Below are 26,564 nucleotides of genomic sequence, written 5' to 3'. Positions count from 1 at the left end.
TAAAAATTTTAGAAATAATATAATTTATTTTATATTACTTGACTAATGATTTAATTATTTTGTTTTCTTTTGGTTAGCTCTTACGCCAGGTCTTACTTTTTCAGCACCTTTACCTTTGTACATAAGACCTCTACCTTTTTTACCTGCTGAGGTTAATCCTCTGTAAACTCTATTCTTGTTGGTTCCGTCAGCTAAGAAGCTGTACTTCTTATCGTTTTTGATGGTTGGACAGTTTACATCAACTAAGATTACTTCGAACCATTTTCTTTTACCGTCTTCGCCTACCCAGTATGAGTTTAAAACTTCCATGTTAGGGTATTTTTTAGCAGCTCTTTCCTCAGCAATTCTTTGAATTGATTTTGCCATTGTAATTTTCTTAACTGCTAATGTTGCTGGTTTTTTAGAGTGTTTTGGTCTTGGTTTTCTTAAACCTCCTCTTCTTACAGCAACTCTAACTACAATAACTCCTTGTTTTGCCTTGTAACCTAAGTTTCTTGCTCTGTCGATTCTTGTAGGTTTTTCTAATCTTACAACTGTTGGTTCTTTTCTCCAATCTTGCATTCTTGCCCATTGTAAGTCTTTAACATATGATTCAGCAGGTTTTTTCCATGCTTCTTGGATATGTTTGTACATACTCATTTTATCACTCACTGTAGTCAATATTTTGTTTCCGGGTTCAGCATTCGCTACATTCCCTACGGGATTACTCCCGTTAATGTGAGAACCTTTTTGGTTATCTTACCTAATTAAGGCACTCAAGTATATTAAGTTAACTACTCCAAAATATATGTTTAAAAATTAAGAGTAATAAATAAACTTAAAAATATTGTTAAAAAAAGGATTAAAATATAATAGCTAGAGTTAAAAATAAAGATAAAAAATAATTTATAATAAAAATATATTTATAATCAAATTAAATGCCCATTATTGCTAGAACGAGTCCAATTAATCCAATTACAGTTCCTAAAAGGGATAAAGGATAAACTTGCTTAAATGTCAAAACTGGAGTATATGCACTAATTACTGACGCAGATAAAGGGAATATTAAGGCTACTGCAAAGTTTAAAACTACCGTTATTGGGTTTAATAAATCCGGTGCAATTCCTAAATATAATGTTGCAAAGAGACTTCCCAAGGTTATCATTAACATCTCCCTAACTGCGAGATATATTGCTCGATATCTTCCAGAAAGCTCCATTGTAGGACCTTCCAATACATCTGCCTTTGTGTGCATTATTGAAAATGGATACTCCTTTAACATTATTATATAGCCGATAAAGTAAGCTATAGCTCCTAGTATACCGCCTAAGCTAAATAAAAAGGTGTTTCCTACAACTGTGTTCAGCATTATAGAACCTTGAGGTATGAAAGGTAGCAATGTAGCGATATAAAATGGAAATGAACCCACAGTTATCATTTTAAAAGCCCTGACTGCACCCAGTTGCTCTAAAGTTGTCCTTATACATAATTTACCTTTTCCACCTTTACAGATATCTTCAAAAGGCATTCTAATTCCCATAACCGTTGAAGATAGTGCGCCCATGATGATATAGGTCATTTCTTCGATTTTTAATAGACCTACGATACCTATTTCATTTGACAATATATGGAAATGGGTTAAAGAAGTCATCGCCAAAATAACCCATATTACTAAAAAGCTTAAAATTGGCATAAAATGATATAACCCGGGCATACTCGAAACAGGTGTTATTGTTTGTTTATAAAGAGCCTTAAAAAATCCCCAATAGCCTATAGAAGCCAAAGATGGACCTTTCCGTTGTTGAATTCTGGCTTGAATTTTTCTTTGAATACCTGGTATCCACGTTGATATTGCAAATGCAATTAAGGGAATTCCCAAAATTGATGCCAATTCTTGTAATAATACCATAAAACCACCAAACATAATAATTTGAACATAAATACAATATAAATACAATAATTAATTTAAATAAAGATATATGATAAACAATGTAATAATATAATTAAGATAATAATAGATTAATTATATAATAATAATAATAATAATAATTAGTATTATTTTAATGTAAATTTACATATTTTACGTATGATTTTATTTCTCTAATAATTTTGGAAGTGCTTTGACTACCCCTGTGATTACATCTTCAGGTCTTGGGGGACATCCTGGGACATTTACATCCACAGGTATTATATTTTTAACAGGTCCATCGATAAAGTCAGAGGTACCCAAATCAGCTCCAATATTTCCATAAACCCCGCCCATTAATGCGCAAGCACCTGCTGCTACCACAGCTTTAGGGTTAGGCATTTCTTCATATATCTTTTTCAAAGCGGCAGTTGTAGCTTTTGTAACACAGCCTGTGACAATTAAAATATCTGCTTCACGAGGATTCCATGTTAAAAAAACATTATATTGCTCAACGTCATAAAATGGGGACAATACACAGTTTACAACTTCTATATCGCAACCATTGCAACCGCCCGTATAAACTAACATTACATGGATACATTTTTTTCTACTTATTTCTTTTAACATTGCTATCCATCTCTTTATTTTTAGTAAAAAATTTCAAATTATTATAAATTATTTCATTTTTTTCTTATTTTTTACAATATTATCTAAATTAATTGACAATATCTTCATAATTGATTGAATCTTATCTTCAGAAATTTCAACTGGTCTTTCAAGGACTTTTGAAACGTCTATTTTTATTTCCTTAGAATCTCCCACGTGTCTTGGGTGTATAGGGGAAACTTCATTAAATAAAGCGAATATAGGACAAAAATCATGACAATATAAGCAGAATACACATTTTTCAGCATCAATTACTGGTATGGACTCTTTTGAATATTCTTCAGTTAATTTAATAGGTGCAATTTCTTCCATTGTAATGGCTTTAGTCGGGCAAGCATTTGCACAACCACCACAACCTATACATATGTCTTTTAAAACATTTTCTGGTAATTCAATACCTTTTAAAATACTTTCAGTCATTTCTTTTGAAGTATATCTCCCAGTACCTAAAATTATACGTTCTAAATTACGATAAAATCCAGAAATAAATATTTTCGATAATTCCCTAACTTCCGAGTCCATAATATCGCCATATTTGCATTTTTAATAATTTTTAGCTTATTTGATAATATAATAAAAATATAATATAATGTATTTATTCATTTAGTTAATCGAATACTATTTCCAAGTTCTAAACGTCTTTATTGCATTGGTTGGGCATATATTTGCACAAGCAGAGCATAATTCACATTTATCCAAATCAATTGCTCCGTAATCAATGCAATCATTTGGACATATTTTATTACATAATCCACAACTTACGCAATAATCGTATTCAGTATGTATATACGAGTATTCTTTGTCCATGGTCTTTTTTATGCCAGTAATATTTGGTAAAACGTCTCTTGGACAGTACATTCCACATTTTTGGCAAGAAATACAGGATTCATCGAATAAAACTTTAAAATCTGATGCAGTATTGTCTTCTAAAGATAGATTATTTATCAAAATGGTTAGCGAATCATTTGGACAGATTTCTGCACAAGTACCACAACCTATACAAGATTCGTCGATTACTTCAAAAGGTATTTCTCTTTTTACAATTTCTACTGCATCTTCAGGACACTTTTGTATACATTTTTCACACAAAACGCAATTTCCTACTAGCTTTGATTTTAAATCTTTAGAATCTTTATTAATTACTCGTCTAATACCTTGAGGGCAGGATTTAACGCATTCCATACATAATGTGCAGTTATTTTTATTATATAGTATTCTACCATCTTTATACAATAAAGCGTTATTTGGGCATACGTCCACACATGCTCCACAATTTATGCAATATATCTTAGTTTGATAGTCCGTATTTTTATTATTGTTATTATTGTTATTATTGTTATTACAAGCTTCGGGATTACTATTTTCAATATTTTTCGAATATTCTTCCGATTTTCCCTTATTAACTATCTTAAAGTTTTCAATATCTAAAACATTATTTGGACAGTTTTGTATGCAACTTGTACACAAGATACATCCTTCCCCAATTCTACCTTTATATATGGATTTAGGAGTGGTAGGGCATACTTCTTCACATAAATTACATTCTGTACATATTTTTTTAGATAATACCATTTCAGATTTTGAATTTAATTTATTAAGGGGATTAATAAGCATTGAATTAGAATTAATACATTCATTATTAATTAAATATTCAAATAGCTCTATTGCGTTCGTTGGACATTCATAAATACATCTATTGCAATTTATACATTTTTCCGAATTTATAATTATAGAATACCGTTGTTCGTCCTTTAATTTTGAAGATTCTTTATTTAACTCATTTTTATTATTGACTTTACCATTAATTTTATTATTAACATTAGTATTAACTTCTTTTAAATTTGGCTTTAAATTTGTATTTAGATTAGCATTCAATACCCTATAGATAGTTGCATATCTTTTTGCCAACATTTCATTTTTTGAAGTCCTTAATTCCTTTGGATTAAAGTAAATTCTAGCATGGTCGCAAGCTTTGGTGCATAAACCGCACATTACACATATACCCATCGGATATTTTTCACTAGATACTGCAGACTTATGTTCTAAGATATTACTTTTTCTATCATCATTAATTTTAGAGGTTTTAGAAAAACTTTCTTTTTCGTCAACCATTTTAATAATTCCAATAGGGCAGTTTTTTTCACATATGGCACAGCCTACGCATTTTTTTCTATCTACGTAGTATCCACCGTATTCATTTTCCAAAATTGCGTTGGTTGGACAGACTTCTGCACATTTTCCACAAGTTATACAAGATATTGCAGTTCCACCAATCATTTTTATTGCGTTGGTTGGACAAAGCTCCATACATTTTTTGTTACAGCCTTTTTCTTGTTCAGAAATACATTTATCCAAATTAGTTACAATCATTTTATCGCCTTTAAATTAGATTTAAATATATTTCCAAACAATACCCCAACAATTCCTGCCAAAAAGATATGGGAAAAAGGGATTTCCTGATAGTAAGGAGTAGAACCTAATAAAAAGGCCACAAATAGTCCCAATACAAGCCAATGCAATAATTTAAGTCTTTCGTTTATTTTTAAACCTAATACAAAACCTACGATAACACCGATTACTGATATATACATTATATCAAGCGAGGATATCGTATTTAATAAGGTATTTGATATATCTAAATTCACATTATCACCGAAATAATGCCAAAGTTCCATAATACATCTTGATTATTCATTAAATAGTACTTCATTATTTTTTAATATAAAATCCGATTATTATATTCATAACTTTATTGGTATTCTATAATTTTAATAGCTTTATCTCATATTTATCCTGTTTTCATATTATATAATATTTATAGATTTAAATAATTTCATAATTATTACTCATCTTATTGGTAATTATTAGAAATTATTGGAAATTTTCAAAGGCTAATTCTTAGATTAAATCAATTCAATTTACTTCAATTTACTTCAATTTACTTCAATTTAAGAATTAGAACTTTTTAAACCAGAACTATTCGTAAATATTTTTTTAGTGCTTAAAAGCAGGGAAATTGAAGATAAGCCCGCTAAAACCTTAAAACCTACTGCAATATTCAGATAAGGTATCAGTCCAACCGCACCCATATTTTGAGGCGAAGGGAATAAAGAGACGCCGTTAAGTACTGAAACATTTAGTAGGTAATAACCAGATACAAAAATTCCTAATGCACCCATTATCATGAAAAATAAGGCACCGAAAGTCTCCAATTTCTCTAAAAAGTGATGGGTAAACCCAATAGGGGATTTTGTGCCATAACCAATTATTCCCAAGATGTAAGCTACTGAAATTAAAGCACCACCTTGAAAACCGCCGCCAGGGGTTATATGACCCGCTAATATGGTTACAATACCTAAAACCATGATTATTACACTTAAAGGCATCGTAATAACTTTTATTATTGAAGTAAATCCCAAATCAGGGTTTTCATCATTCTTATATTTGGCATTTTGACCATCTTGAGTATCTTCACAGAATAAAGACTTTAAAAAGTCGGTATTGTACATACCCCTTCCAAAAACCATTCCCGTTACCATAACAGAAGTTACTAAGATTAAACACTCACCTAATGTATCAAAAGCTCTCCAATCAAATAATACTGCAGTTACAAAGTTGGGGATAACATAATTACTAGTATAAACTGCATTTACGCCTTCTACCACGTTAATATTAAATATAGAGTACAATATGGCAACTCCAAAGAATAAAAACGATAAAAATACTGCAATATCTCTTGTTATAATATTTCTCAATTAAACCACCTTATATTAATGAGCAAAATACAATACAACCGATATACCACCACAAAACATAGATAACCAGAATAATTGCGTTGAAATATCGTTTGAATTCTCTTTTTCGAATTTAAATACTAAAGGTAATTGTGATAGCAATAAAGCCGTTAATGAAATACCTATTAATCCATAAAGTACATTACTATATATTCTAAATATCATAATTGCTAAAAGTACGATGAAGCTATATAGGGTAAATTCTGCAGTTAATACTGCACCCACAGAAACCCCATCACCGTGCTTTTTTTTGTCTAGCTCTTTTCCATACTTGTCGTAACCCATAAAGACACCATATCAGATTTTATACTTATTCCAAACTTAAAGTAAATTTAAGCAGGATATATTAAAATATTTTATTAATATTTGACTAATATTTTAATAAGATTTAATTAAGATATTTAATTAAAAATATTATAAAGTACTTAAAAAATTATCAAATGAATTATATAACGTATTTGTGACAATTTCTGGGAAAATACCCAATACTATGCACAAAATTGTCAATATAAGCAATGAAAACTTAGGGTATTTTAACATGGGGTTATTATAATCTTTTTTAAGCTCTTCAATGTCTTTTAATCCATTTGGTTTTAAATATATCATATAGAAGGCTTTCATCATTGATACAAAAGTTCCAATACTAACTACTATCATAATAATTGTTAATTCAGGCAAATTTGCGTTTATAGAAGCTTCTGCCAATAATAATTTACTTTGGAAACCATTGAATGGTGGTACACCACTTATCGCTAATTTTGCACAAAGCACCATAAAAGCTACAAATGGCATTACAGGTAATAAATTGCCCAATTTATCTAATTTACTAGTTTTATTTTCATTTGATACGATATGAGCCCCTAAGAAAAGAGCACTTTTATAAATAACGTGGTTTATGGCATGAAATACCCCTGCAACAAACCCTAATGGTGTTCCTAAAGCTAAACCTGCTGCTACGTAGCCACCTTGACTTATTGCGTGATATGAAAGTAATTTCCTATAGTCAGTTTGTAAAAGTGCCATTACCACGCCAAATACCATTCCCAAGATTGAAATTACAATTAATAACACTTGCAAATTTCCAAATAATGGTAAACCATAGAATAATTTAAACAATAACAGCATGAGTGCAACTAATACAAATTTAGAGAATGTTTGCAATACTGCCGAGATAAAAGGCTTTGCTCCGGAGTATACTTCGGATTTTATAGTGTGGAAAGGAGGTAAACCACTACCATAACAAAGTCCGATTATCAACATTAAAGCACCGCCATATATTACAGGATTAGTTGGATTAGCCAATAATTGAGCATGGATTTCCGGAATAAACAGCGTTCCAGATATTGAAAGCAATAACCCAATTCCTAAAAGTAATATAGAACCTGCGAAATTACCCATTATAAGGTATCTAAGAGCTGATTTATAGGAATTTTCAGTTCCTGTAGATAATAAAAGTCCTGTTTGAGATATTGCGGTTATCTCATAAAATACATACATGTTAAATAAATCTTCAGATAAAACAACTGCTGTAACGCTTGCTAAACCCATTAAAACCAGAGAAGTAACTAAACCACTCTGTTTTTCACCTGCAGAGGATATTAAAGTTAGCGAGGCTATTAATGTAAGTACGATTAAAATAAGCTGCTTAGCCGGATTGAACAAATATGCAATACCTGATGTCATGGTTTCTACCAATCCATGGTTTCCAAAGAAATAGAATCCATAATTTGGAATAAACGGTAATACCATAAGGATTATTGCTAATGCTATTGAGGAATATTTAATTAATTTATCCTTTCCATGTAAAAAATTTAACACAATTGCCATGAACATAGGGAAGACTACCAATAATGGAAGTAAATTCATTTTACTCACCGAAATAACTTAAAAATTATAAACAATACTATAATATTAAATTTTATTTAATAAGGGATATATAATCTACTTAATTATTTAATTACTTAATTATTCAGTTTTTAATTATTTATTAGTTAATTAATTATTCTTTAATCATTTGGTTATATTATCATTTAGTCTATTTATAGAATTAATCTGTCTTTTTTAAAAGTATAGATGATTTTAAAGTACCGTATTTCTTGAACAAAACTATTGCAATTCCAAGCATTATTGCTAACATAGATGCTTCAATCACGATATTAGTAAGGACTAAAGCTTGTGGCAAAGGATATGCACTTGTAGTCGAAAATACGGGCATAGAAACTTCCAAAGTCTTTATAGGAACTATTCCTTTAGTATAACCGATTGCAATTAAAATTAAATTTACGCCCCCGCCAATTGCCGAAAGTGCCATTATTTTTTTAATCACATTGTCGACGAAAAACATTCCGTAAATTCCTATAACAATTAAAAGACCTGCTGTAATAAATGAAGCCATCTGTAATTCCACAATAACACCTACGTTATGATTTATAGTGGTTATTTAATCCTTTTTTAATATATTAAATCTTATCTTGTCGTAATTTAAATATAAACCATCATATGTATTTTTTACAAATTTCTAAATTAACTTATGAAATTGTCATTATAATTAATGATAAATATCTTTAAAAATATCTATATAAAGATTATGGTATTTGTACTATTTCTACAATATGATACGTTTAAATATATTATAATATCGATATTAAAATTACTTTATAGATTAATAAAATTATTAATTAAGGATTAGTTGGAACAAAAATGGATTTATATCTATGAAATATAAATAGGACTAGAATTATAATGTATCTAAGTTCTAAAAATTGAATTAGGAAATAAAATACTAAATAGAATTAAATGGAATTAGATATAATAAATAGAATTATGAAAAGGATAATTAACGGGACAATTGATGGAATAAGGATAATCCGATTGGTGTTATTATGAGTATTGTAGTTAAAAATTTAACAAAAAAATATGATGATGGGAAAATAGCCTTAAATAATGTTAGTTTTGAAGTGGAACCTAAAAAAGTACTTGGAATTATTGGTAAATCAGGAGCGGGGAAAACTACCTTAATCAGAATATTAAGAGGCTCTGAAAAATTCAACGAAGGAAGTATTGAAGTTTTTGGGAAAAAGGAAAACTTAAGGGATGTAACTGCGATACACTTGCAAAGGAACTTTGCACTATGGGCAGAACCTGCTATAAACAATATTATAAGAAAATTACACGCAATTCGCGAACAATCTGACGAAAGTTTACCTATAGAAGAAGACATGCCAGAATATACTGAAAAAGCTATAGAAATACTTAAATTAGTAGGTTTAGAAGACAAAGCAAATACTTTTTCTAATATATTAAGTGGTGGAGAAAAACAGCGTTTAATAATGGGTAGACAGCTAGCTAAAATCTATGAAAAAGGAGAAGGGGTTTTATTATTAGATGAACCTGTTACAATGTCCTGCCCTGCATCTAAAAAGATGATATTGGAGATTATAAACAATGCAAGGAAAAAATTGAATATTACTGTAATATTAACTTCACACTTGCCTGAAATACACAAATATCTTTGCGATGAGTGTATATTACTAGAAAATGGAGAAATTAAATCAAAAGGAAAACCTGATGAAATAGTTGATGAATTTTTGAAGGATATGAATGAAGAATATGTAAAGAAAAATTCATTAAATTCAGAAAAGGAAGCAAAGGAATTAATATACGAAGTTAAAGATATTTCAAAAAGATATTTTGTAATAAATGGTGGAGAAACCTTAAATTTGAAAAATATATCTTTTGAAGTGCAAAAAGGAGAAATTCTATCAATACTAGGAGCTAGTGGTACTGGAAAGTCAGTATTACTCAGAATACTTGGCGGTTTAGAACTACCCGATACTGGAGAAATACTCCTAAAAGGAATAGACTTATCCCATTTTGGTTGGGAAAGAATGAATTTACGTTCAAAAATGGGTATTATGCACCAAGAGTTTTCATTGGCTCATTATTCCACAGTAGGTGAATTATTAAAATATAGAAGAAATATCAAAAGCTCTAAAGTATTATTGGATGCAAAAGAAAAGGCTAAAATGTATGAAATCCCTGAAACAGTTGTGGATGCACTTTATCAGCTTTTAGATTTACCCGATACTGAAAGAAACAACAAACTTGAAAAATTGGGAATATCTCAGAAGATATTGTTATCCTTATTTAATGCTTCAGAAGAAGATATTTATTCATATGATAAATTAATGAATGCTTTAGATTTAGATTCTGAAATATTAAATAAAAAACCTGGTGAATTAAGTGGCGGTCAAAGAGTTAGAGTTGCAATTGCCCTTCAATTGGTTAATCAGCCGGAAATATTATTATTAGACGAACCTTTTGGAGATTTAGACCCTATAACATTACGAGATGTTTCAAACTATTTAAAAAAGATAAATGACATGTATGGTACTACCATTGTATTAATAAGTCACCATATTGAATTTATTAAAGAAATAAGCGATAGAGCGATACTTATTGATAATGGAACTATTGATTCTGAAGGAAAACCTGATGAAATTTGCGAGAAATTTATAGAAAAAAGTACATTAAAATTCTGCAAATAGGTAACTACCAATACCAAAAAATAAAATAGAATAATAAAAATATTAAAAATGAAAATAACTAATAAATAAAATTATTATTCTTCACTATTAATTTTTTCAAGTAATTTCTCTTTAAAATCTTCAACAGATGGTGCACCTACAAATACAACATCTCCACCAATTGCAATTGCCGGAACGGCCATTATACCCAACTCAATTGCTTTTTCAGGATGTTCCATTACATTTATATGCACTACTTCAATGCCATCCATTTCTTTAACTACTTGTTCAACTACTCTTTTAGCTGCTGGACAATGTGGGCAACTTGGGGATGAAAAAACTTCTACCTTTATCATGTGTTCACCTTAAAACTGATAATTTGATACATATTTTGATACATATGAACAGGATACAATTTGTTCATTGAAACATATGTTATATTCGTTATTTATCTTCGATATTATCTTCTATAGGTTTTATTCACATACACTATTTATTATGTAATTATGGATTATATATAGTATATTATTTAAGTTTAGGAATATAAAAGTTTTTTATTAGAATTGTAGATATATAATTTATCAAATAATTTGCTAAGGAATAATAATGCTAAAAAAAATAAAAATTAGTATTGATTTGGAAGTTTAATTAATATTTAATTAATAATATTGCTAGTATTAATACTAATTAACCCCAAATTTCTTTAAAGTGCTCTAAAGCTTTTATGATATTTTCCAAATCTTTTGGAGGGAATGAAAATATCAATTCATCTTGTTCTATTTTTCCGAATTTTCTTGAGCCGTTGCAAGCTAATGTTGCATTTGCTTTTCCTCTAACTTTAACAGCTGCCACAGCATCTGCACATAATGATTGAATACCTGAAAAATCTGCTTCAAATCTTCCACCATTTACATAGTTTATTGCTTGTGTTAATCTTAAAGCTTGTTTTGGAGTACATAAAACGATTACTGCATCAGGTTCAAAGTCTACATTACTTATTGGAGAGTAAACTGCTGCAAACATTGGCTCTGTTACTTTAGGGATTGCCTCAACAGTCTTTATTGCTGCTTCTTCAGTCTCAAAGTTTCCTAATTTATGGTATAAAACTCCTGATTCAAGTGGCTTAGGAGGATTTTGTAAAATTCCCATAGCATATGCTCCACCTTTACACATTTGCTTTTCAACTGGTGCATAATACTTTTTACCTTCTTTTCTTGAAGTTTGAACTAATTCACAGTGTCTTGCTTCATTTTCCACTTCATCATATCCTTCAGGGATTTCTTCTTTGCTTTTAACTAATTTAACAGCTACTGCAGGGTATTTTAAGCTTAATAATTCTTGAAGCTTGTTACCCATTTCTAAAATCTCCATATAATCACCACTTGGTAGTTTGATTAATTTTTGAGTATTGTATATTTATATAATTGATATAGTATTTAAGATATTATATTGTAATTAGTTACATAACTATTAGACATATAACAAATATATATTATTAGATATATAACATTTTTGATTTAAATCTTACAAAATTATTAAATATATAATAAGTATTATATCCATTAAGATAAATGTTATATGTAATTTAAAGAATTCAACACTTTTGAAATTTGATACTTTTTTAAAGTGTTATAAATGTATTAATAGAAATTCAAAGATAGTTTTGATAATATGCACATATGGGTATTAAATATCATTTTTATTATATTTTAAGATTATGATTTAAATTTATTTATGAGATTTTAAAAATTTAAAGCTTTGAAAATTCGAAATTCTGAAAATTATTAATATAAATTAGTAATATAATAATCAATATTATAAGGGATATTATGAAAATAGTACTTAGAAATGACATTTGTGAAAAATTAGAGAATATAGTGAAAGATTTAAGAGTAACTAACCATTGTATAGGCTGTGAAGGTCTTGATTTAAATAATAAAGACCCCCATCATCATCCATCCATTGAAATAACTCAAAAATGTAATCACAATTGTATTTTCTGCTATTCAAAATTAACAGAAGTAAAAGCAGGTCTTTATGGAGATATAAAAGAAAATAAGGCAGTTACAATAAGTCAGTATGGAGAACCATTAACCTATCCTGAAAAAGTTAAAAAAGCTGTAAAATATGTAAAATCACATGGTAAAAGGTGTGACCTTCAAACTAATGGTTCACTGTTAAATGAAAATCTGATTAATGAATTAAAAGAGCTAGGATTAGATATGGTTATGATTAGTTTAAGCTCAGATTCTAAAAATCCTGAAAAGCACTTTAAATTATCAAATAATGATAATTATGATAAAATATTTGAAAATATTAAATTATGTGCAAAAAATTTCCATACAATAGTCAGAAGTATTTATATTCCAAATTATAATGAGCAAGAACTTATAAATCTTGCAAAAGAAATGGAAAAAATTGGTGTTCATGAAATTATGTTACATCAACTTATAGTTCATGATTCTAATGCTTCAGAACTTAAAGAAATAACAAATATTGATGATATAGGCTACGTTAAAGATTTGTTAATACTAGTAGATAAGATGAAAAAAGAAGCACCAACTGTAAATGTCACCATTAAGGGGTGTTTATTGGTTTATTTAAAAGATATGGACGGTTTTGTACTTAATAATATAAAAACAGACTGTATATCTGAAGTACCATCTATAAAAAGAGAATATATTGAATTAAATTTATAAATTATTTTATTCTTATTTTTCTATTTTCCTATTTTTTGAATTTTTATTTACCTTATTTTTTAGTGCCATTTTTTTATACAACTAGTATATTTTATGTTTCACAAGTTATATTTCAGTATTCAAGTAATTACGCCCACAGAATAAAAACATAATTAAAAATAATTTTATATTAGTATATCCATAATATTATAAAAAAATGTATAAAGAGCTAAACACAAATAATTTATTTAAGTCGATATTTTAAGTATTTTACTACGTTATCAATGTTTGAGGTGCCCATATGAAAAATGTGCTTGCAATAGGTGGCTACGACCCCACCGGTGGTGCAGGAGTAATTGCTGATGCTAAAACAATTAAAGAAACTGGCAATAATCCATTAACCATTATAACATCACTTATACCTCAAAACAACCAGAAAGTATATTCTAAAGAAGACGTATCAAAACAAATACTTGAAGAACAATTTGAATCCATATTTGAAGATTTTAATATAAAATGTGTAAAAACAGGAGTACTGTCCAAAAATGCAATTGAATTAATATTAAAATATCATAAAGACTATGATTTTAAAATAATATGTGACCCAGTTATAAAATCCACTACTGGCAGATTATTAACCGATAAAGAAACACTGGACTTATATGTGGACTTATTTAATAAATGTTATTTAATAACGCCGAATAACGAGGAATTCAAATTTATAAAGCATTATATGTATACTAAATTAAAAAAAGAAAAATACTACGATGAAAATTTAAAAGAACTAAGTGTATTGGTTACAGGGATTAATGATACACTACAAAAGTATTCAGGAACTAAAATAGCAATATTTAATGGTAGAAAAATAAATAAAGAAGTTCATGGAACTGGTTGCGTATTTTCTTCGGCTATTGCTGGTTTCTCCACCAGAATGCCGTTGATTAGTGCAATAAAAAATGCAAAAAAGTTGGTACTCGGCTCTGTTATTTATGCAAAAAAAACTAGGTATGGATACAATACAAACCCATTATTTATTAACGAAAAAACAATCTATAAAAATCTTGAATATTCGTTATTCTTGTTAAAAAATATTAAATATACCTTAATTCCCGACGTTGGTTCAAATATTGGAGAATGTACGATATTGCCAAAAAACCGCTACGATATATGTGCTCTTTCAGGTAGGCTAATAAAAGATAAAGATACTGGCGGGTATCATAAAGCAGGCGAGTTTAAATTTGGAGCATCTAAAATATTAACTGATGTTATAATAACAGCTAATAAGTATGACCCAAAAATAAGAGCTACAATGGGCGTTAGATTTAATGAAAAACTTATGGAAAGGCTTAAAGAAGATGGCATATTCTGCATTAGCCATTTTAAAACAGATGGGTTTGAAAATATACGTAAGGTGGGTATCGGAATAGATAATGCATTTAAAAATTACTTGATTGAAAAATACATTGGACTCCAAGAAAAAAATTATATGTTAGATTTAAGTAGAGATATTAAAACCGATGCAAAAATTAGTGAAATAGGAAAAGATAGCGATAAATTTAAAAAAGATTTAGAAAATAATGAAGATAATGAAGATAATAAAAATATTAACGATAATAAAAATGGTAAATATATTGAAGAGAATTCAGCTGAAACAAATCAATTGAATGAATCCAACTATTTAAATGATATGGAAAATGAAAATATAAATAATTTAAAAAAATTAAAGGAAGATTTAGATGGTATTCGCGATATATTATCCTCTAATTTGATTAATAAAGCACCAATTTCTAAAAATTTAAGTAAAAGTGAAACTTTAGCTAATTTAAGGGAAGAATGTAATAAAATAAACCCTGAAGACCGTGAAAATTGTAGCGATTGTAAATACTGTAAAAATAAAATACTGTATGACTTCATAGGATTCAAAGAAAATTTTGACTGTACGTTAGATATAGTATATAACAAAGGTGGACACCAAATAGAACCTATGATATGGATATTAGGTCAAAACTCTATAGAAGTAGTTAAGAAATTGAGAATACTTGAAAAAACCTATCGAAAACTATAATTAAAATTAATAGATTTTTCTATTTTATTACTTTTGTATAAATAATATTTTTTAAAGGTGATTACTATATATACCCCTAAGTATAGTATGTATTGAATATTTTTAGCATTTCAAAAAAATAACAAATATTATATATAAAAATAAGTTATAATATTAAAAGTTTAAAAAACAGTATTATTTAATAGTCTATAATTTTTAAATTAGAAATAGATTATTGTTATAAAAAATCATTTAATGCAGGATTAGACTTAAAACCGAAGCCCTGTAATCTAACAATCTACATCACTCCATACCAAAAATGGTGATAAAATGTCAAATATAGTTGTTAAAAAATTAGAAAGAGCTCCAATAAACGAAACCCCTATTGAAATTGTAGAAAGAAAAGGTATCGGTCACCCGGACAGTATTTGCGACGGTGTTGCAGAAAGCGTTAGCGTTGCGTTATGTAAAATGTACAAAGAACATTTAGGTGTAGTTTTACACCATAATACTGACCAGGTTGAATTGGTTGGCGGTTACGCATATCCTAAACTTGGTGGCGGAGAAATGATAACCCCTATCTATGTATTATTATCCGGTAGAGCTACAATGGAAGTATTAAACAAAGAAACTGGAGAAATTATAAAATTACCAGTTAACTCCACTGCAGTAAACGCTGCTAGGGAATACTTAAAGAAAACCATTAGAAATGCAGATTTAGAAAGAGATATAATCGTAGACTGCAGAATAGGACAAGGTTCAGTTGATTTAGTAGAAGTATTCGATAGAGAAAGAAACGCAATACCACATGCTAACGATACCTCATTTGGTGTTGGACATGCTCCATTAAGTATTACTGAAAAATTAGTACTTGAAACAGAAAGATTATTAAATTCAGATGCTATGAAGGCAGAAGTTCCTGCAATCGGTGAAGATATTAAAGTTATGGGATTAAGAGAAGAAAATAAAGTAACTTTAACTATTGCGATGGGTGCTGTGGACAAATACATCAATTCTTGCGATGACTACATTAAAGTTAAAGAAATTGCAAAGAAAAAAGTTGAAGAAAACGCTAAAAAGTATGCTGGAGACTTCGAAGTTGAAGTATATATAAACACAGCTGACGATGATAAAGACTGTATTTTCTTAACCGTTACTGGCACATCTGCAGAAATGGGTGACGATGGTTCAGTAGGTAGAGGAAACAGAGCAAACGGATTAATTACGCCATTCAGACCTATGAGTATGGAAGCTACAAGTGGTAAAAACCCAATAAACCACATTGGTAAGATATACAACATATTGGCAAATACCGTTGCAGAAGATGTTGCTAAAATTGAAGGCGTTCAAGAATGCCAAATCAGAATATTAAGCCAAATTGGTAAACCAATTAATGAACCAAAAATGTTAAGCATTGAGATTATACCTGCTGAAGGCTTTACAGTTGAGGGTTTAAATTCTGAAATCGAAAAAGTAGCTCAAAAATGGCTTGATAATGTAGAAACAGTTACTGAAAGAATTATTGAAGGAAAAGTAACTACATTCTAAATTAAATTCAAATAAACTATCAATTCCCTTTTTTTTATTGATTTTTGATTGTAATTATTTATTGAATTAATCAAACTTATTTTTAATCCTATTTGTATAATACGTGTGAAATATGTAAAATATGAGAAATATACAAAAATAGTGAAAATCATATCATAAATTATTAATATTATTTATATAGTATTATTTATCAATTCTATTTACATATTTAAAATATTTATAATGTTAAAACTTTATATCCTTATATTTAACCAACTAATTAATTAAATGGATATTTTATTATATATCATAGGCTAATATTGGACATATAATAACATAACCCATAAATTATATTAAAAAAGCATTTTTAAGTATATATCGAATAGTATAAATTATAGTATATTGTATAATTATATAATTATGTAATATAGTAAATTATATAACCCTATAACTATCATAATTTAACTATATAGGTATAATATATCAAAATAGTGAAAAAAGATGAATAGTAATATTAAAAAGTATAAAATAGCAATGATGGGGCCTGAAAATTCGGGAAAATCATCTATTGTTAACAAAATATTTGGAAAGAGTATTTCCGAAGTTTCAGAAGTGGGCGGTACCACAAAAAAACCGGTTCGAAAATATTGGGGAAAGCTAAAAATAGGTAGATTAAAGCAAAATCCAGAATTTGCAGACATAACCTTTGCTGATTTGGGGGGTTTATACTCTGGTGAAGACAAGTCTGTTGTAATGGTTGGCAATGTTTTAGAAAAAACTTTTGAAGAGATAGATAGCTCAGATATGATAATTCACGTTATCGATGCAAAAGATGGTCTTTTCAAAAGTTTTGAAAAATTACATCACCTTTTAAAATATAGATATCAAAAACCCATAATTGTTGTTGTAAATAAATGTGACTTATTATCCCATTCTGAAAGAAATTCCTTAACCACTGCCGTTGAAGAAAGGCTAAATAATAAAGTATACTTCACTTCTGCAATGTCTTATGAAGGTATTAACGAACTAATTAACGTAATAATAACAATACTGAAGAGATAGGTGTCCTAAAATGTTTAAAAAAATAAAAAAAATGATATCATCAACAGAAACCTTGAAACCAAGTAGTCCTGTACCAATAGAAGAGTACATTGAATTACCGGTTAAAACCTACGAAGGAAATGAATTAGTAAAAATAAAAGTTTGCGAACTTGAAGACTTCAAAGATTCTACTGAAATTTCAGTATTGGTTGAAGCTGGTTACTTAGTTATTGCAAACACTATTGACCTTGAAAGAGATATAGATGATGATTATGCTAAAGTCCTTACAGATTTAAAAAATAAATTAAGGAATACAGGTAAAATCGTAAGACTTTGTGAAACCAAAATTATGGCAGTTCCATCTAACACCATAATTGAAAAAATAGTAAAAGAGAAAAAAGACTAATTAAAAAAAGAAGTACACTATAATATAGAACTAATTAAAATAAAGTAAAAATAAAATAAAGTATAACAAATTATACTAAAATAACATCTATATTATTTTTGCAAATAAATATATTTTTCATCGTTAGATACTAAATTTTCCTATTTTATTGTTTTAAATTAATAATTATTTAAATGTTTAAAAATACCTTTTTTACAAAAATATACGCTATTTTTAGAGAACGTTATTTAAGAGATATTCGGTAAATTTAAATAGTGATATACAATAATAAACATAGGTTTACACTAGAGGGATTTTATGGATTATTACGTATTTTTACTATTGAGCTCAGTATGGTATATAATACCTGCATATATTGCAAATGCTATGGCTTGTGTTTTTGGCGGGGGAACTCCTTTAGATGGAGGCAAAAACTTTGTTGATGGTCGTAGATTAATAGGAAATGGAGTAACAATCAAGGGAACAATTTCAGGAATAACTTGTGGGGTTATTGGCTCAATACTGCAATATTTTGTTGGCAATTACTTTAATATAGATTGGATGATGTTTTTAAATGTTGGATTAATGCAATATATAATATTAGGGTTGCTTTTATCATCTGGTGCCTTATTTGGAGACATGTTTGGAAGTTTTGTGAAAAGAAGATTTAATATTTCGCAGGGCGGTTCTGCACCCTTATGGGACCAATTAACATTTATAGTATTTGCCCTAATATTTGGTTACTTTTATATACCTGCTTCATTGAACATGGCAATATTATTAATATTACTCTCGCCAATTGTTCATTTGATATCAAATATAATTGCGTATAAATTAGGAATTAAAAAAGTATGGTGGTAATAAAATATGATATTTCTTGATTTAGAATTAAAAGATACGCCTGGTGAATTATTAAAAGCTCTTGAACCCATATCTTCTGCAAAAGGGAATATTATAAGCGTTATACATATGCGAGAAGAAAGAACAGAAGACGGTAGGTTACCTGTAAAAGTTGTTATCGATAAAATTGATGATGGCGAACTATCCTCCATAATTGATAAATTAGAAAGTATAGACGTAATTGTTGCTAAAATAAATGAAAAAAGAAGAAAATTAGATTTAGACGTTGTAATTATTGGTCACGTTGTAGATACAGATGTAAGGGATACGATAGATAGAATAAACGAGATAGGCTTAGTACTAGATTTAGATTTGTCTATGCCATCCCCGGATGTGGAATCATCTGCTAAAATGAGAATAGTGATTGATGTGGAAAAAATAGATGAATTATACGAAGAATTAGATATTATTTCAAAAGAAAAAGATTTATTATTTGTAAAATCATGTTAAATTTAATTTAAAGTATATTGTGCTTTAAAAATAAAATATAGTATAAAAAATAGAACTATAAAAAATAAATTCAATCTAAAAAACTTAAAATGCTATAATTATTCGATATTTACTACTAGAGGTAAATTATGTGTGAAAAGAGTCTTAATAAATGTAATGACTTTAAGGAACTTAAAGTAATTTTAGTTGGCTTGGGAGTTATTGGAAAAGGCGTTTTAAAAGTTATAGACGCTAAAAACGATGATTTATTTAAAAAGTATGGATTTAAAATAAGTGTTGTTGCTGCATGTGATAGTAGTGGTGCTACAATAAATGAAAATGGAATTAAACCCCTTTCAATAATAAAAACCAAAGAAGAAACTGGAAAAATAGTTAATCATGACTTTGGAGTTCAAAAAAACATACTTGAAGTTATCGAATCCGTTAACGCTGATGTAGTTATAGAAGTAACCCCTACAAACATAGAAACAGGAGAACCTGCAAAATCATACACTTTAAAAGCTTTTGAAACCAAAAAACACGTTGTTTCTGCAAACAAAGGAGCTTTAGCAGTGGCTTATTCAGAATTAATGAATAGTGCGGATAAAAATGACGTAATGTTTAGATATGAAGCATCAGTAGGCGGAGCTATGCCAGTAATAAATTTGGCTAGAGAAAGTCTTGCAGGTAACAATATTAAAAATATTAAAGGAATTTTAAATGGTACAACCAACTACATATTAACTAAAATGGAAAAAGAAGGGTTAGATTTTAATACTATTTTAAAAGAAGCTCAGGAGTTAGGTATAGCAGAAACAAATCCTCATCAAGATGTTAGCGGATTAGATACTGCTGCAAAAATGGTAATTCTTGCAAATACTCTTTTGGGTAAAGATTATACAATCAAAGATGTAAAACTCGAAGGAATAACAAGAATTACACCGGAAGCACTTGAAATGGCAAATAAAAGTGGTACCACCATAAAATTAATTGGGGAAGTTTCAAATAAAAAATTAGAAGTTTGCCCTAAATTAATACCTATAGACCACCCTATGAACGTTAAAGGTTCTTTAAACGTTGCTATGTTTGATACCGATTTAGCAAAAGACGTTGTAGTAATTGGAAGAGGAGCTGGAGACATTGAAACTTCTTCTGCTATACTAAGTGACTTAATATTTATAGGCAATTCGAAAAAGTGTAATGACTAATTAATAATTTTTTTTAATAACCTTTTTATAGTACTTGGAAACAATATAAAAAAGTAGTCGTGGCACGGGGTGCTGGACTTGGTAGTTCAGGGCGGACTTCAGATCCGTCGAGTTCCATGGGAATTCGGGGTTCGATTCCCCCCCTATGCCGTTTTTTAACAAAATTTTAAAAATAGAAGATATTATTATTTTTATTATTATTATTATTATTATTTTTATTTAATTTATTGTAGTTTATTAAGTTATTTTTCAATTATGGTTCCATTTACATTATTATTCAACGCTTTATAGACATTATCCTTTTTATTACCATTAAAAATGATAGAGGTCACTCCCGAGTTAAAACACTCCATGACTTTTAGATACATTCCGCCAGTAACATCTTCTTTTGAAGAAAAGGAAAGCGATTTTTTTACATCTTCGATATTTTCACTAGATATGGTATTTATGATATCCTTATTATTATCCCAAACACCTTCAACGTCTGAAGCATGTAGACTTAAATCTGGTTTAAGTTCTTTAGATAAATAAGGTAGTGCATGGTCCCCTGAAAAAATCTTATATTCGTTTAATTCATCTAGGACTATATCTCCATGTATTACTGGTACAAGATTTTTATCGAGCATTTTTTTGATTACGGTTAAATCAAAATGTAAACCTTCTTTATTAAACATTGCGAAAGAAGATGGTTGAATAGAAACTGCAGGTATGCCATAACTATGTAATTCAGATATAACAATATTGTTAAATTTACGCATTGCTTTCTGTATTTCCCAATAACCTGATTCCATATCTACAAATCTAGAATTTCCATTATTATCTTTTATGATGTGTTTTTTTGCCACAGGGTGTCCAAATGAACCTCCCCCGTGAATTATTATTAATTTTGGCTTTTCTTGATTATTAATAAAATTTTCAGGATTTTTCATCAATTTTTCATCAAAAAATTGTTTTATTTCCTTGCAAATTCTTGATAAATTATCCCATTTTACAGAATAAGGGATATTTTTATCACATAATATACTACCACCAAGTTTTAACACGATTAACATTTTTTCACCAATTTAATAATATATTATATAAAAACATAATAATTATTAATATATATTATATATTTAATTAAAAAATTAAAAATAAGAGGTTATATTTATCTTCTTTATTGGGGCATTTCTTGAATGTCTGGCAAATTATCCTCCGTGCAAATATAAATCTTTTTATCCAATTCCTTAAATCGTTCTAACAATAAATCTTTACCAAAATTAGATAAAGCATATATTGGAACCCCTTTTCCCGCTTGTACCTTCAAAACGTCCTTTAAATCTTCATCGGTTTTTAATAAACTATAAAGGCTCTTTGATGCACAATTTGCGATTAAATCGTATTCTGGGATTTCTGACTTGTATTTATTAAAATCTGCCCCTGTAGTATGCACTCCAAAAATACAGATTTTTATACCGTCTTCTCCATTATTTTTTAAATTGTATTCTTTCTCAATTTGTCTTATTTCTTTTAACTGCTCTGGATGTGCTATTGAAACGCCAATATTTTTAAAACCAAGTTCAATTGCTTTTAAAACTCCTTTTACCTGATTAATCTCTGCAGTTTCTTCATTTAATATATCACCATTGGGATTTGCTTTATTTATTCTTTCAATTACTTCTTTTATAGGCGTAGTTTTAACAATTCCTGATATCCTACCACATAATCCTTGTACTAAATAAGGATTTGAAGTTATAACAGTCCCGGCGCAATCACTAACAATAACTACTGCATCCAACATTTTTTTGTTTAAGGCAGTCATAAAAATTTCAGAAGTTCCAAAGCTAACAATTTGCTCCTTTTCTTCCACCACTCGGTCTTTTGTGAATAATCCAAAGCTTTGTATTCTAAACTCGATATTCTTCTTTATAGTATCTTCATTTAATTCTTCAATATTCCTATGTTTTAAAAATAAAGGACATGTCTTTATTATTGGTTTATCTATGGATATAACCTTTCCATTAACTACAGTAACTTTTGCGTTACCCAATGCTTCCATTATGTGAATATCTTTATTATTTTCCATAATTTACCTCGAAATAACAAATAATTGTAAATATATTACTAATATGTGGATAATACGAGTTAAAACGTTGATTGAATATATAATTAAAAACTTTTAGACGTAAATTGAATGTAATTAGATATAAGTAGATATAATTCTAGTATATTCTATACCTATATTTTTAATATAATTACCTATTTAAAATAATAATAAACACATGAACACATTAAAAATCGTATTATCATATAATTAATAACTAGTATAAATTCAAATAATTCTCAAAAAAAACAGCTTTATTAATATGAGGGGTGGGAATGGGATAGGAGATAAAAATATCTCCCACACGGTGTTATCAGTAGTGATGTGGGGGTATGAGGGGGTTAAAATATCACTACTATCCCACACCGTGCATAACATTAGTATAATGTACTTGTATGTATAATTTACTATGAATCAAAAATATATGCGTATATATTATGTTACGTTACGTTATACACCACATGAGGCAAAACGCGTGTTGTGCTTAATAAATTATATTATATATAAAACCAATAATAAATTAATAAATAATAGTATTTTGGGTGGGATTTTGAAATATGTAATAACACTTTTAGCAGTTAAAGATATAAAAATTTCCAAAAAATTCTATGAAAAACTTTTTAATCAACATGTAGTATGTGATTTGGGTAAAAATATAACATTTGACGGAGGATTCGCACTACAAGAAGATTTTCCATGGCTACTAGATATTCCTGAAAATTCCTTGATTAAAAAATCAAATAATATGGAATTATATTTTGAAGTAGATGATTTTGACGAATTTTTAAAAAAACTGGAAGAATACGAAAAATATGAGAAAATAGAATATGTAAATAAACCTAAAAAACACGAATGGCAACAGAGAGTTGTTCGTATTTATGACCCAGATTTTCATATCATAGAAGTAGGAGAATCAATGATTTTGATTGCAAAACGCTATCTTAATGAAGGTTATTCTATTGAAAAAACTGCAGAAATTATCCAACATCCTGTTGATTTTGTAAAAATGGTTAAAGAAAATCATTGTCATAAAAATTAATAAAGATTAAATATTAAACATTTCAATAACAAATATGTGTTTAGATAATCAATTTACTATTAAATTTTTTTAAAACATATTACCAAATTTAAAGAATAATTTATATATATTTGGTTAAAAATATATCTATCTGTAAATAATTAATATCTCAATAATATGAATGACGCTATTTTAAAATTTTAACATATTGAACGTGGATTACCATATAAACATAATTTCAAAAAACTATTTTAATTTATAATAACTAATAGCACCCATTAAGAAAATCAAGAATATATCCTTATATAATAATGTGAGTGTATTATAAATGTATACATATTTGCACATACATTATTATTTGTTTAATGTGGAGGTGAATCCATGAGTGACCCCAAAGTGGGGGTTTTCGTTTGCTACTGTGGTTCTAACATCAACGGTGCAGTGGATTGTGAAGCAGTTAAAGATTTCGCTTCCAAACTCGATGGAGTAGTAGTTGCTGAATCATACCCATTTATGTGTGCTGACCCTGGACAAAATCTTATTAAAGATGCAATCAAAGAAAAAGGGTTGGACAGAATTGTGGTAGCAGCATGTACTCCTAAAATCCACGAACCTACGTTTAGAGCGTGTTTATCAGAAGCAGGCATATCCCCATATTACTTAGAGTTTGTGAACATTAGAGAGCATGACGCTTTTGTTCATATGAATGACGTAAAAGCTGCAACAGATAAAGCTAAAGAATTAGTTGCAGCAGGTATTGCTAGAGCTAAAAAACTTGAGGACGTACCTCAAAAAGTTGTGGATGTAGATAAAAGCTGTATGGTGATAGGTGCAGGTATTGCAGGTATCCAATCTGCATTAGACCTTGCCGACCAAGGCTTTAAAATATATCTTGTAGACAAAGATGAGTCAATCGGCGGAAGAATGGCACAATTAGCTAAAACTTTCCCAACCGATGACTGTGCGATGTGAATTCTCGCACCGAAAATGGTTTCGGTGGCTAACCACCCTAACGTGGAATTATTAACTTACACAGAAGTTAAAGATATTGATGGATACATTGGTAACTTCAATGTAAAACTTGAGAAAAAAGCAAGATACATTGATGAAATTACCTGTACCGGTTGCGGCGCTTGTGCTGCAGTATGTCCTATAGAGATACCTAACGAATTTGATTTAGGTTTAGGTACTAGAAAAGCGATATACGTACCATTCCCACAAGCTGTACCTTTAGTATATACAATTGACATGGAACACTGTATTAACTGTGAACTTTGTTCAAAAGTATGTGCTGCAAAAGCTGTAAGATACGACCAAAAACCTGAAGAAGTAGAAATTAAGGTTGGTACAATTATCACAGCTACAGGGTACGATGAATTTGATGCTACACAGAAAGAAGAATACGGTTACGGAGTTTATGACAACGTTATCACAACCTTAGAAATTGAAAGGATGATAAACCCAGCTGGACCTACCGGCGGTCATGAAATCAGACCAAGTGACGGTAAACACCCTCACAGAACTGTATTTGTCCAATGTGTTGGTTCAAGAGACGAAAAAGTCGGCAACCCATACTGTTCAAGAGTATGCTGTATGTTCGCACTTAAAAACGCTCAGTTAATGAAAATGCACGACCCTAATGCAGAAGTGTACATTTGCTACATGGATATAAGGGCATTTGGTAAAGGATACGAAGAATACTATAAAAGAGCACAAGAACAGTTTGGTGTTAGATTCGTAAGAGGAAGACCAGCAGCTGTTATTGAAGACCCTGAAACCAAAAACTTAACCGTTAGAGTTGAAGATACATTATTAGGCGAAATCTTAGAGATTGATGCTGACTTAGTTGTATTATCAGCTGGTTTAGTGGGTAAAAAAGAAACAAAAGACCTAGCTAAAATGATGGGCGTTGATGTAGGACCAGAAGGATTCTTTAAGGAGTCACACCCTAAATTAGCTCCAGTTAACACAAAAGTTGATGGTATCGCAATTGCAGGAGTTGCACAAGGACCTAAGGATATTCCAGACACAGTAGCACAGGCAAAAGGTGCTGCAAGTGCTGTGGCTATTCCAATGTCACAAGGTAGCTTCAAAATTGAAATGATTAGAGCAACTGTTGACGAAGATGTATGTGGTGGATGTAAAGTATGTGCAATAATGTGCCCATATAATGCAATTACATACGAGGAAAAAGAAGGTCATCTAGTAGCTATAACAGACGACGTTGCATGTAAAGGTTGTGGAGCATGTGCAGGTGCATGTCCAAGTGGTGCTATGCAGTTAAGATACTACAGAGACTCACAAATCTTAGATTCAATTGACGGAATGTTAGATGCAGCTAATATGATTAATAACGAATAATTAATTAAATTTATTG

Annotated in this window: 25 protein-coding genes and 1 tRNA gene; 12 read left to right on the top strand and 14 right to left on the bottom strand. The window is 29.2% G+C overall.

Going from position 1 to position 26,564, the window contains the following annotated elements; all coding sequences use genetic code 11:
• Positions 1-54: 54 nt before the first annotated feature.
• The 10 genes from M2325_RS00685 to M2325_RS00640 form a co-directional block, all read right to left on the bottom strand.
• The gene (locus M2325_RS00685; RefSeq protein WP_209590114.1) at positions 55-639 is read right to left on the bottom strand and encodes a 50S ribosomal protein L15e; all 585 of its coding nucleotides are present in this window, start codon (positions 637-639) and stop codon (positions 55-57) included.
• Positions 640-913: 274 nt separating this feature from the next.
• Positions 914-1,888 (bottom strand): respiratory chain complex I subunit 1 family protein, encoded by a 975-nt coding sequence (locus M2325_RS00680; protein ID WP_209590113.1) that lies wholly within the window; start codon positions 1,886-1,888, stop codon positions 914-916.
• 183 nt (positions 1,889-2,071) lie between these two features.
• A complete protein-coding gene (locus M2325_RS00675; protein ID WP_209590112.1) occupies positions 2,072-2,515 on the bottom strand; it encodes an NADH-quinone oxidoreductase subunit B family protein in 444 nt (147 codons plus the stop codon).
• A 48-nt stretch (positions 2,516-2,563) separates the two neighbouring features.
• A complete protein-coding gene (locus M2325_RS00670; RefSeq protein ID WP_209590111.1) occupies positions 2,564-3,076 on the bottom strand; it encodes a 4Fe-4S binding protein in 513 nt (170 codons plus the stop codon).
• A 96-nt stretch (positions 3,077-3,172) separates the two neighbouring features.
• Positions 3,173-4,924, bottom strand: a complete 1,752-nt coding sequence (locus tag M2325_RS00665; protein WP_259050542.1) for a 4Fe-4S binding protein — start codon at positions 4,922-4,924, stop codon at positions 3,173-3,175.
• Positions 4,921-5,199: a hypothetical protein gene (locus M2325_RS00660; RefSeq protein ID WP_259050541.1), complete on the bottom strand. Its 279-nt coding sequence runs from the start codon at positions 5,197-5,199 to the stop codon at positions 4,921-4,923. Before M2325_RS00660 ends, M2325_RS00665 begins: the two co-directional genes overlap by 4 nt.
• Before the next feature lie 303 nt (positions 5,200-5,502).
• Positions 5,503-6,309, bottom strand: a complete 807-nt coding sequence (locus tag M2325_RS00655) for an MnhB domain-containing protein (protein WP_374759650.1) — start codon at positions 6,307-6,309, stop codon at positions 5,503-5,505.
• Between the two features lie 15 nt (positions 6,310-6,324).
• The gene (locus M2325_RS00650; RefSeq protein ID WP_209590108.1) at positions 6,325-6,633 is read right to left on the bottom strand and encodes a hypothetical protein; all 309 of its coding nucleotides are present in this window, start codon (positions 6,631-6,633) and stop codon (positions 6,325-6,327) included.
• A 129-nt stretch (positions 6,634-6,762) separates the two neighbouring features.
• The gene (gene ehbF, locus M2325_RS00645; protein WP_209631649.1) at positions 6,763-8,214 is read right to left on the bottom strand and encodes an energy conserving hydrogenase EhbF; all 1,452 of its coding nucleotides are present in this window, start codon (positions 8,212-8,214) and stop codon (positions 6,763-6,765) included.
• 181 nt (positions 8,215-8,395) lie between these two features.
• Positions 8,396-8,755, bottom strand: coding sequence for a cation:proton antiporter subunit C (locus tag M2325_RS00640; protein ID WP_209590106.1), 360 nt, complete (start codon positions 8,753-8,755; stop codon positions 8,396-8,398).
• 475 nt (positions 8,756-9,230) lie between these two features.
• On the opposite strand from M2325_RS00640, the gene M2325_RS00635 reads away from it, so the two are divergent.
• Positions 9,231-10,895 carry an ATP-binding cassette domain-containing protein gene (locus M2325_RS00635; RefSeq protein ID WP_209631650.1) on the top strand — a complete coding sequence of 555 codons (1,665 nt, stop codon included), beginning with the start codon at positions 9,231-9,233 and terminating at the stop codon, positions 10,893-10,895.
• Between the two features lie 74 nt (positions 10,896-10,969).
• On the opposite strand, the gene M2325_RS00630 is transcribed toward M2325_RS00635, so the two are convergent.
• On the bottom strand, positions 10,970-11,230 hold the full coding sequence (locus tag M2325_RS00630; RefSeq protein ID WP_209590104.1) for an MJ0307 family thioredoxin: 261 nt from the start codon (positions 11,228-11,230) through the stop codon (positions 10,970-10,972).
• 331 nt (positions 11,231-11,561) lie between these two features.
• Positions 11,562-12,245 carry a DUF169 domain-containing protein gene (locus M2325_RS00625; RefSeq protein WP_209590103.1) on the bottom strand — a complete coding sequence of 228 codons (684 nt, stop codon included), beginning with the start codon at positions 12,243-12,245 and terminating at the stop codon, positions 11,562-11,564.
• Positions 12,246-12,703: 458 nt separating this feature from the next.
• Between M2325_RS00625 and M2325_RS00620 the strand changes: the two genes are divergently transcribed.
• The 9 genes from M2325_RS00620 (at position 12,704) to M2325_RS00580 (ending at position 21,237) form a co-directional block, all read left to right on the top strand.
• On the top strand, positions 12,704-13,573 hold the full coding sequence (locus M2325_RS00620) for a radical SAM protein (protein WP_259050540.1): 870 nt from the start codon (positions 12,704-12,706) through the stop codon (positions 13,571-13,573).
• A 280-nt stretch (positions 13,574-13,853) separates the two neighbouring features.
• The gene (locus M2325_RS00615) at positions 13,854-15,617 is read left to right on the top strand and encodes a bifunctional hydroxymethylpyrimidine kinase/phosphomethylpyrimidine kinase (RefSeq protein ID WP_259050539.1); all 1,764 of its coding nucleotides are present in this window, start codon (positions 13,854-13,856) and stop codon (positions 15,615-15,617) included.
• Between the two features lie 309 nt (positions 15,618-15,926).
• A complete protein-coding gene (locus tag M2325_RS00610; RefSeq protein WP_209590100.1) occupies positions 15,927-17,144 on the top strand; it encodes a methionine adenosyltransferase in 1,218 nt (405 codons plus the stop codon).
• A gap of 480 nt (positions 17,145-17,624) precedes the next feature.
• Positions 17,625-18,185 (top strand): Era-like GTP-binding protein, encoded by a 561-nt coding sequence (locus M2325_RS00605; protein ID WP_209590099.1) that lies wholly within the window; start codon positions 17,625-17,627, stop codon positions 18,183-18,185.
• A gap of 10 nt (positions 18,186-18,195) precedes the next feature.
• On the top strand, positions 18,196-18,570 hold the full coding sequence (locus tag M2325_RS00600; RefSeq protein ID WP_209590098.1) for a cell division protein SepF: 375 nt from the start codon (positions 18,196-18,198) through the stop codon (positions 18,568-18,570).
• A 297-nt stretch (positions 18,571-18,867) separates the two neighbouring features.
• Positions 18,868-19,410, top strand: a complete 543-nt coding sequence (locus tag M2325_RS00595) for a CDP-2,3-bis-(O-geranylgeranyl)-sn-glycerol synthase (protein WP_209590097.1) — start codon at positions 18,868-18,870, stop codon at positions 19,408-19,410.
• 6 nt (positions 19,411-19,416) lie between these two features.
• Positions 19,417-19,899, top strand: coding sequence for a hypothetical protein (locus M2325_RS00590; RefSeq protein ID WP_209590096.1), 483 nt, complete (start codon positions 19,417-19,419; stop codon positions 19,897-19,899).
• A 128-nt stretch (positions 19,900-20,027) separates the two neighbouring features.
• Complete coding sequence (locus M2325_RS00585) at positions 20,028-21,086, top strand: homoserine dehydrogenase (protein WP_209590095.1); 1,059 nt, start codon at positions 20,028-20,030, stop codon at positions 21,084-21,086.
• Positions 21,087-21,147: 61 nt separating this feature from the next.
• Positions 21,148-21,237, top strand: a tRNA-Sec gene (locus tag M2325_RS00580).
• A 91-nt stretch (positions 21,238-21,328) separates the two neighbouring features.
• Here M2325_RS00580 and M2325_RS00575 read toward each other — a convergent pair.
• Both M2325_RS00575 and M2325_RS00570 read right to left on the bottom strand, forming a co-directional pair.
• Entirely contained in the window at positions 21,329-22,138 is an 810-nt protein-coding gene (locus tag M2325_RS00575) for an isopentenyl phosphate kinase (protein WP_259050538.1), read from the bottom strand.
• 104 nt (positions 22,139-22,242) lie between these two features.
• Positions 22,243-23,151: a methanogenesis marker 8 protein gene (locus M2325_RS00570; RefSeq protein ID WP_259050535.1), complete on the bottom strand. Its 909-nt coding sequence runs from the start codon at positions 23,149-23,151 to the stop codon at positions 22,243-22,245.
• A gap of 568 nt (positions 23,152-23,719) precedes the next feature.
• Here M2325_RS00570 and M2325_RS00565 point away from each other — a divergent pair.
• Positions 23,720-24,208, top strand: coding sequence for a VOC family protein (locus M2325_RS00565; protein ID WP_209590092.1), 489 nt, complete (start codon positions 23,720-23,722; stop codon positions 24,206-24,208).
• Positions 24,209-24,568: 360 nt separating this feature from the next.
• Positions 24,569-26,548, top strand: a complete 1,980-nt coding sequence (locus M2325_RS00560; RefSeq protein WP_209590091.1) for a CoB--CoM heterodisulfide reductase iron-sulfur subunit A family protein — start codon at positions 24,569-24,571, stop codon at positions 26,546-26,548.
• Positions 26,549-26,564: the final 16 nt, after the last annotated feature.

This window comes from Methanococcus voltae PS (genome assembly GCF_024807035.1).
GTDB classification, from domain to species: domain Archaea; phylum AGJL01; class Methanococci; order Methanococcales; family Methanococcaceae; genus Methanococcus; species Methanococcus voltae.
The sequence above is the reverse complement of the archived record's forward strand: the minus strand, read 5'-3'. Positions and strand labels throughout refer to the sequence as shown.

Coding starts and splice junctions, on each gene's coding strand:
- M2325_RS00685 (WP_209590114.1), bottom strand. CDS start 639: ATGAGTATGTACAAACATATCCAAGAAGCATGGAAAAAACCTGCTGAA.
- M2325_RS00680 (WP_209590113.1), bottom strand. CDS start 1,888: ATGGTATTATTACAAGAATTGGCATCAATTTTGGGAATTCCCTTAATT.
- M2325_RS00675 (WP_209590112.1), bottom strand. CDS start 2,515: ATGTTAAAAGAAATAAGTAGAAAAAAATGTATCCATGTAATGTTAGTT.
- M2325_RS00670 (WP_209590111.1), bottom strand. CDS start 3,076: ATGGACTCGGAAGTTAGGGAATTATCGAAAATATTTATTTCTGGATTT.
- M2325_RS00665 (WP_259050542.1), bottom strand. CDS start 4,924: ATGATTGTAACTAATTTGGATAAATGTATTTCTGAACAAGAAAAAGGC.
- M2325_RS00650 (WP_209590108.1), bottom strand. CDS start 6,633: ATGGGTTACGACAAGTATGGAAAAGAGCTAGACAAAAAAAAGCACGGT.
- ehbF (WP_209631649.1), bottom strand. CDS start 8,214: ATGAATTTACTTCCATTATTGGTAGTCTTCCCTATGTTCATGGCAATT.
- M2325_RS00635 (WP_209631650.1), top strand. CDS start 9,231: ATGAGTATTGTAGTTAAAAATTTAACAAAAAAATATGATGATGGGAAA.
- M2325_RS00630 (WP_209590104.1), bottom strand. CDS start 11,230: ATGATAAAGGTAGAAGTTTTTTCATCCCCAAGTTGCCCACATTGTCCA.
- M2325_RS00625 (WP_209590103.1), bottom strand. CDS start 12,245: ATGGAGATTTTAGAAATGGGTAACAAGCTTCAAGAATTATTAAGCTTA.
- M2325_RS00620 (WP_259050540.1), top strand. CDS start 12,704: ATGAAAATAGTACTTAGAAATGACATTTGTGAAAAATTAGAGAATATA.
- M2325_RS00615 (WP_259050539.1), top strand. CDS start 13,854: ATGAAAAATGTGCTTGCAATAGGTGGCTACGACCCCACCGGTGGTGCA.
- M2325_RS00610 (WP_209590100.1), top strand. CDS start 15,927: ATGTCAAATATAGTTGTTAAAAAATTAGAAAGAGCTCCAATAAACGAA.
- M2325_RS00605 (WP_209590099.1), top strand. CDS start 17,625: ATGAATAGTAATATTAAAAAGTATAAAATAGCAATGATGGGGCCTGAA.
- M2325_RS00600 (WP_209590098.1), top strand. CDS start 18,196: ATGTTTAAAAAAATAAAAAAAATGATATCATCAACAGAAACCTTGAAA.
- M2325_RS00595 (WP_209590097.1), top strand. CDS start 18,868: ATGGATTATTACGTATTTTTACTATTGAGCTCAGTATGGTATATAATA.
- M2325_RS00590 (WP_209590096.1), top strand. CDS start 19,417: ATGATATTTCTTGATTTAGAATTAAAAGATACGCCTGGTGAATTATTA.
- M2325_RS00585 (WP_209590095.1), top strand. CDS start 20,028: ATGTGTGAAAAGAGTCTTAATAAATGTAATGACTTTAAGGAACTTAAA.
- M2325_RS00575 (WP_259050538.1), bottom strand. CDS start 22,138: ATGTTAATCGTGTTAAAACTTGGTGGTAGTATATTATGTGATAAAAAT.
- M2325_RS00570 (WP_259050535.1), bottom strand. CDS start 23,151: ATGGAAAATAATAAAGATATTCACATAATGGAAGCATTGGGTAACGCA.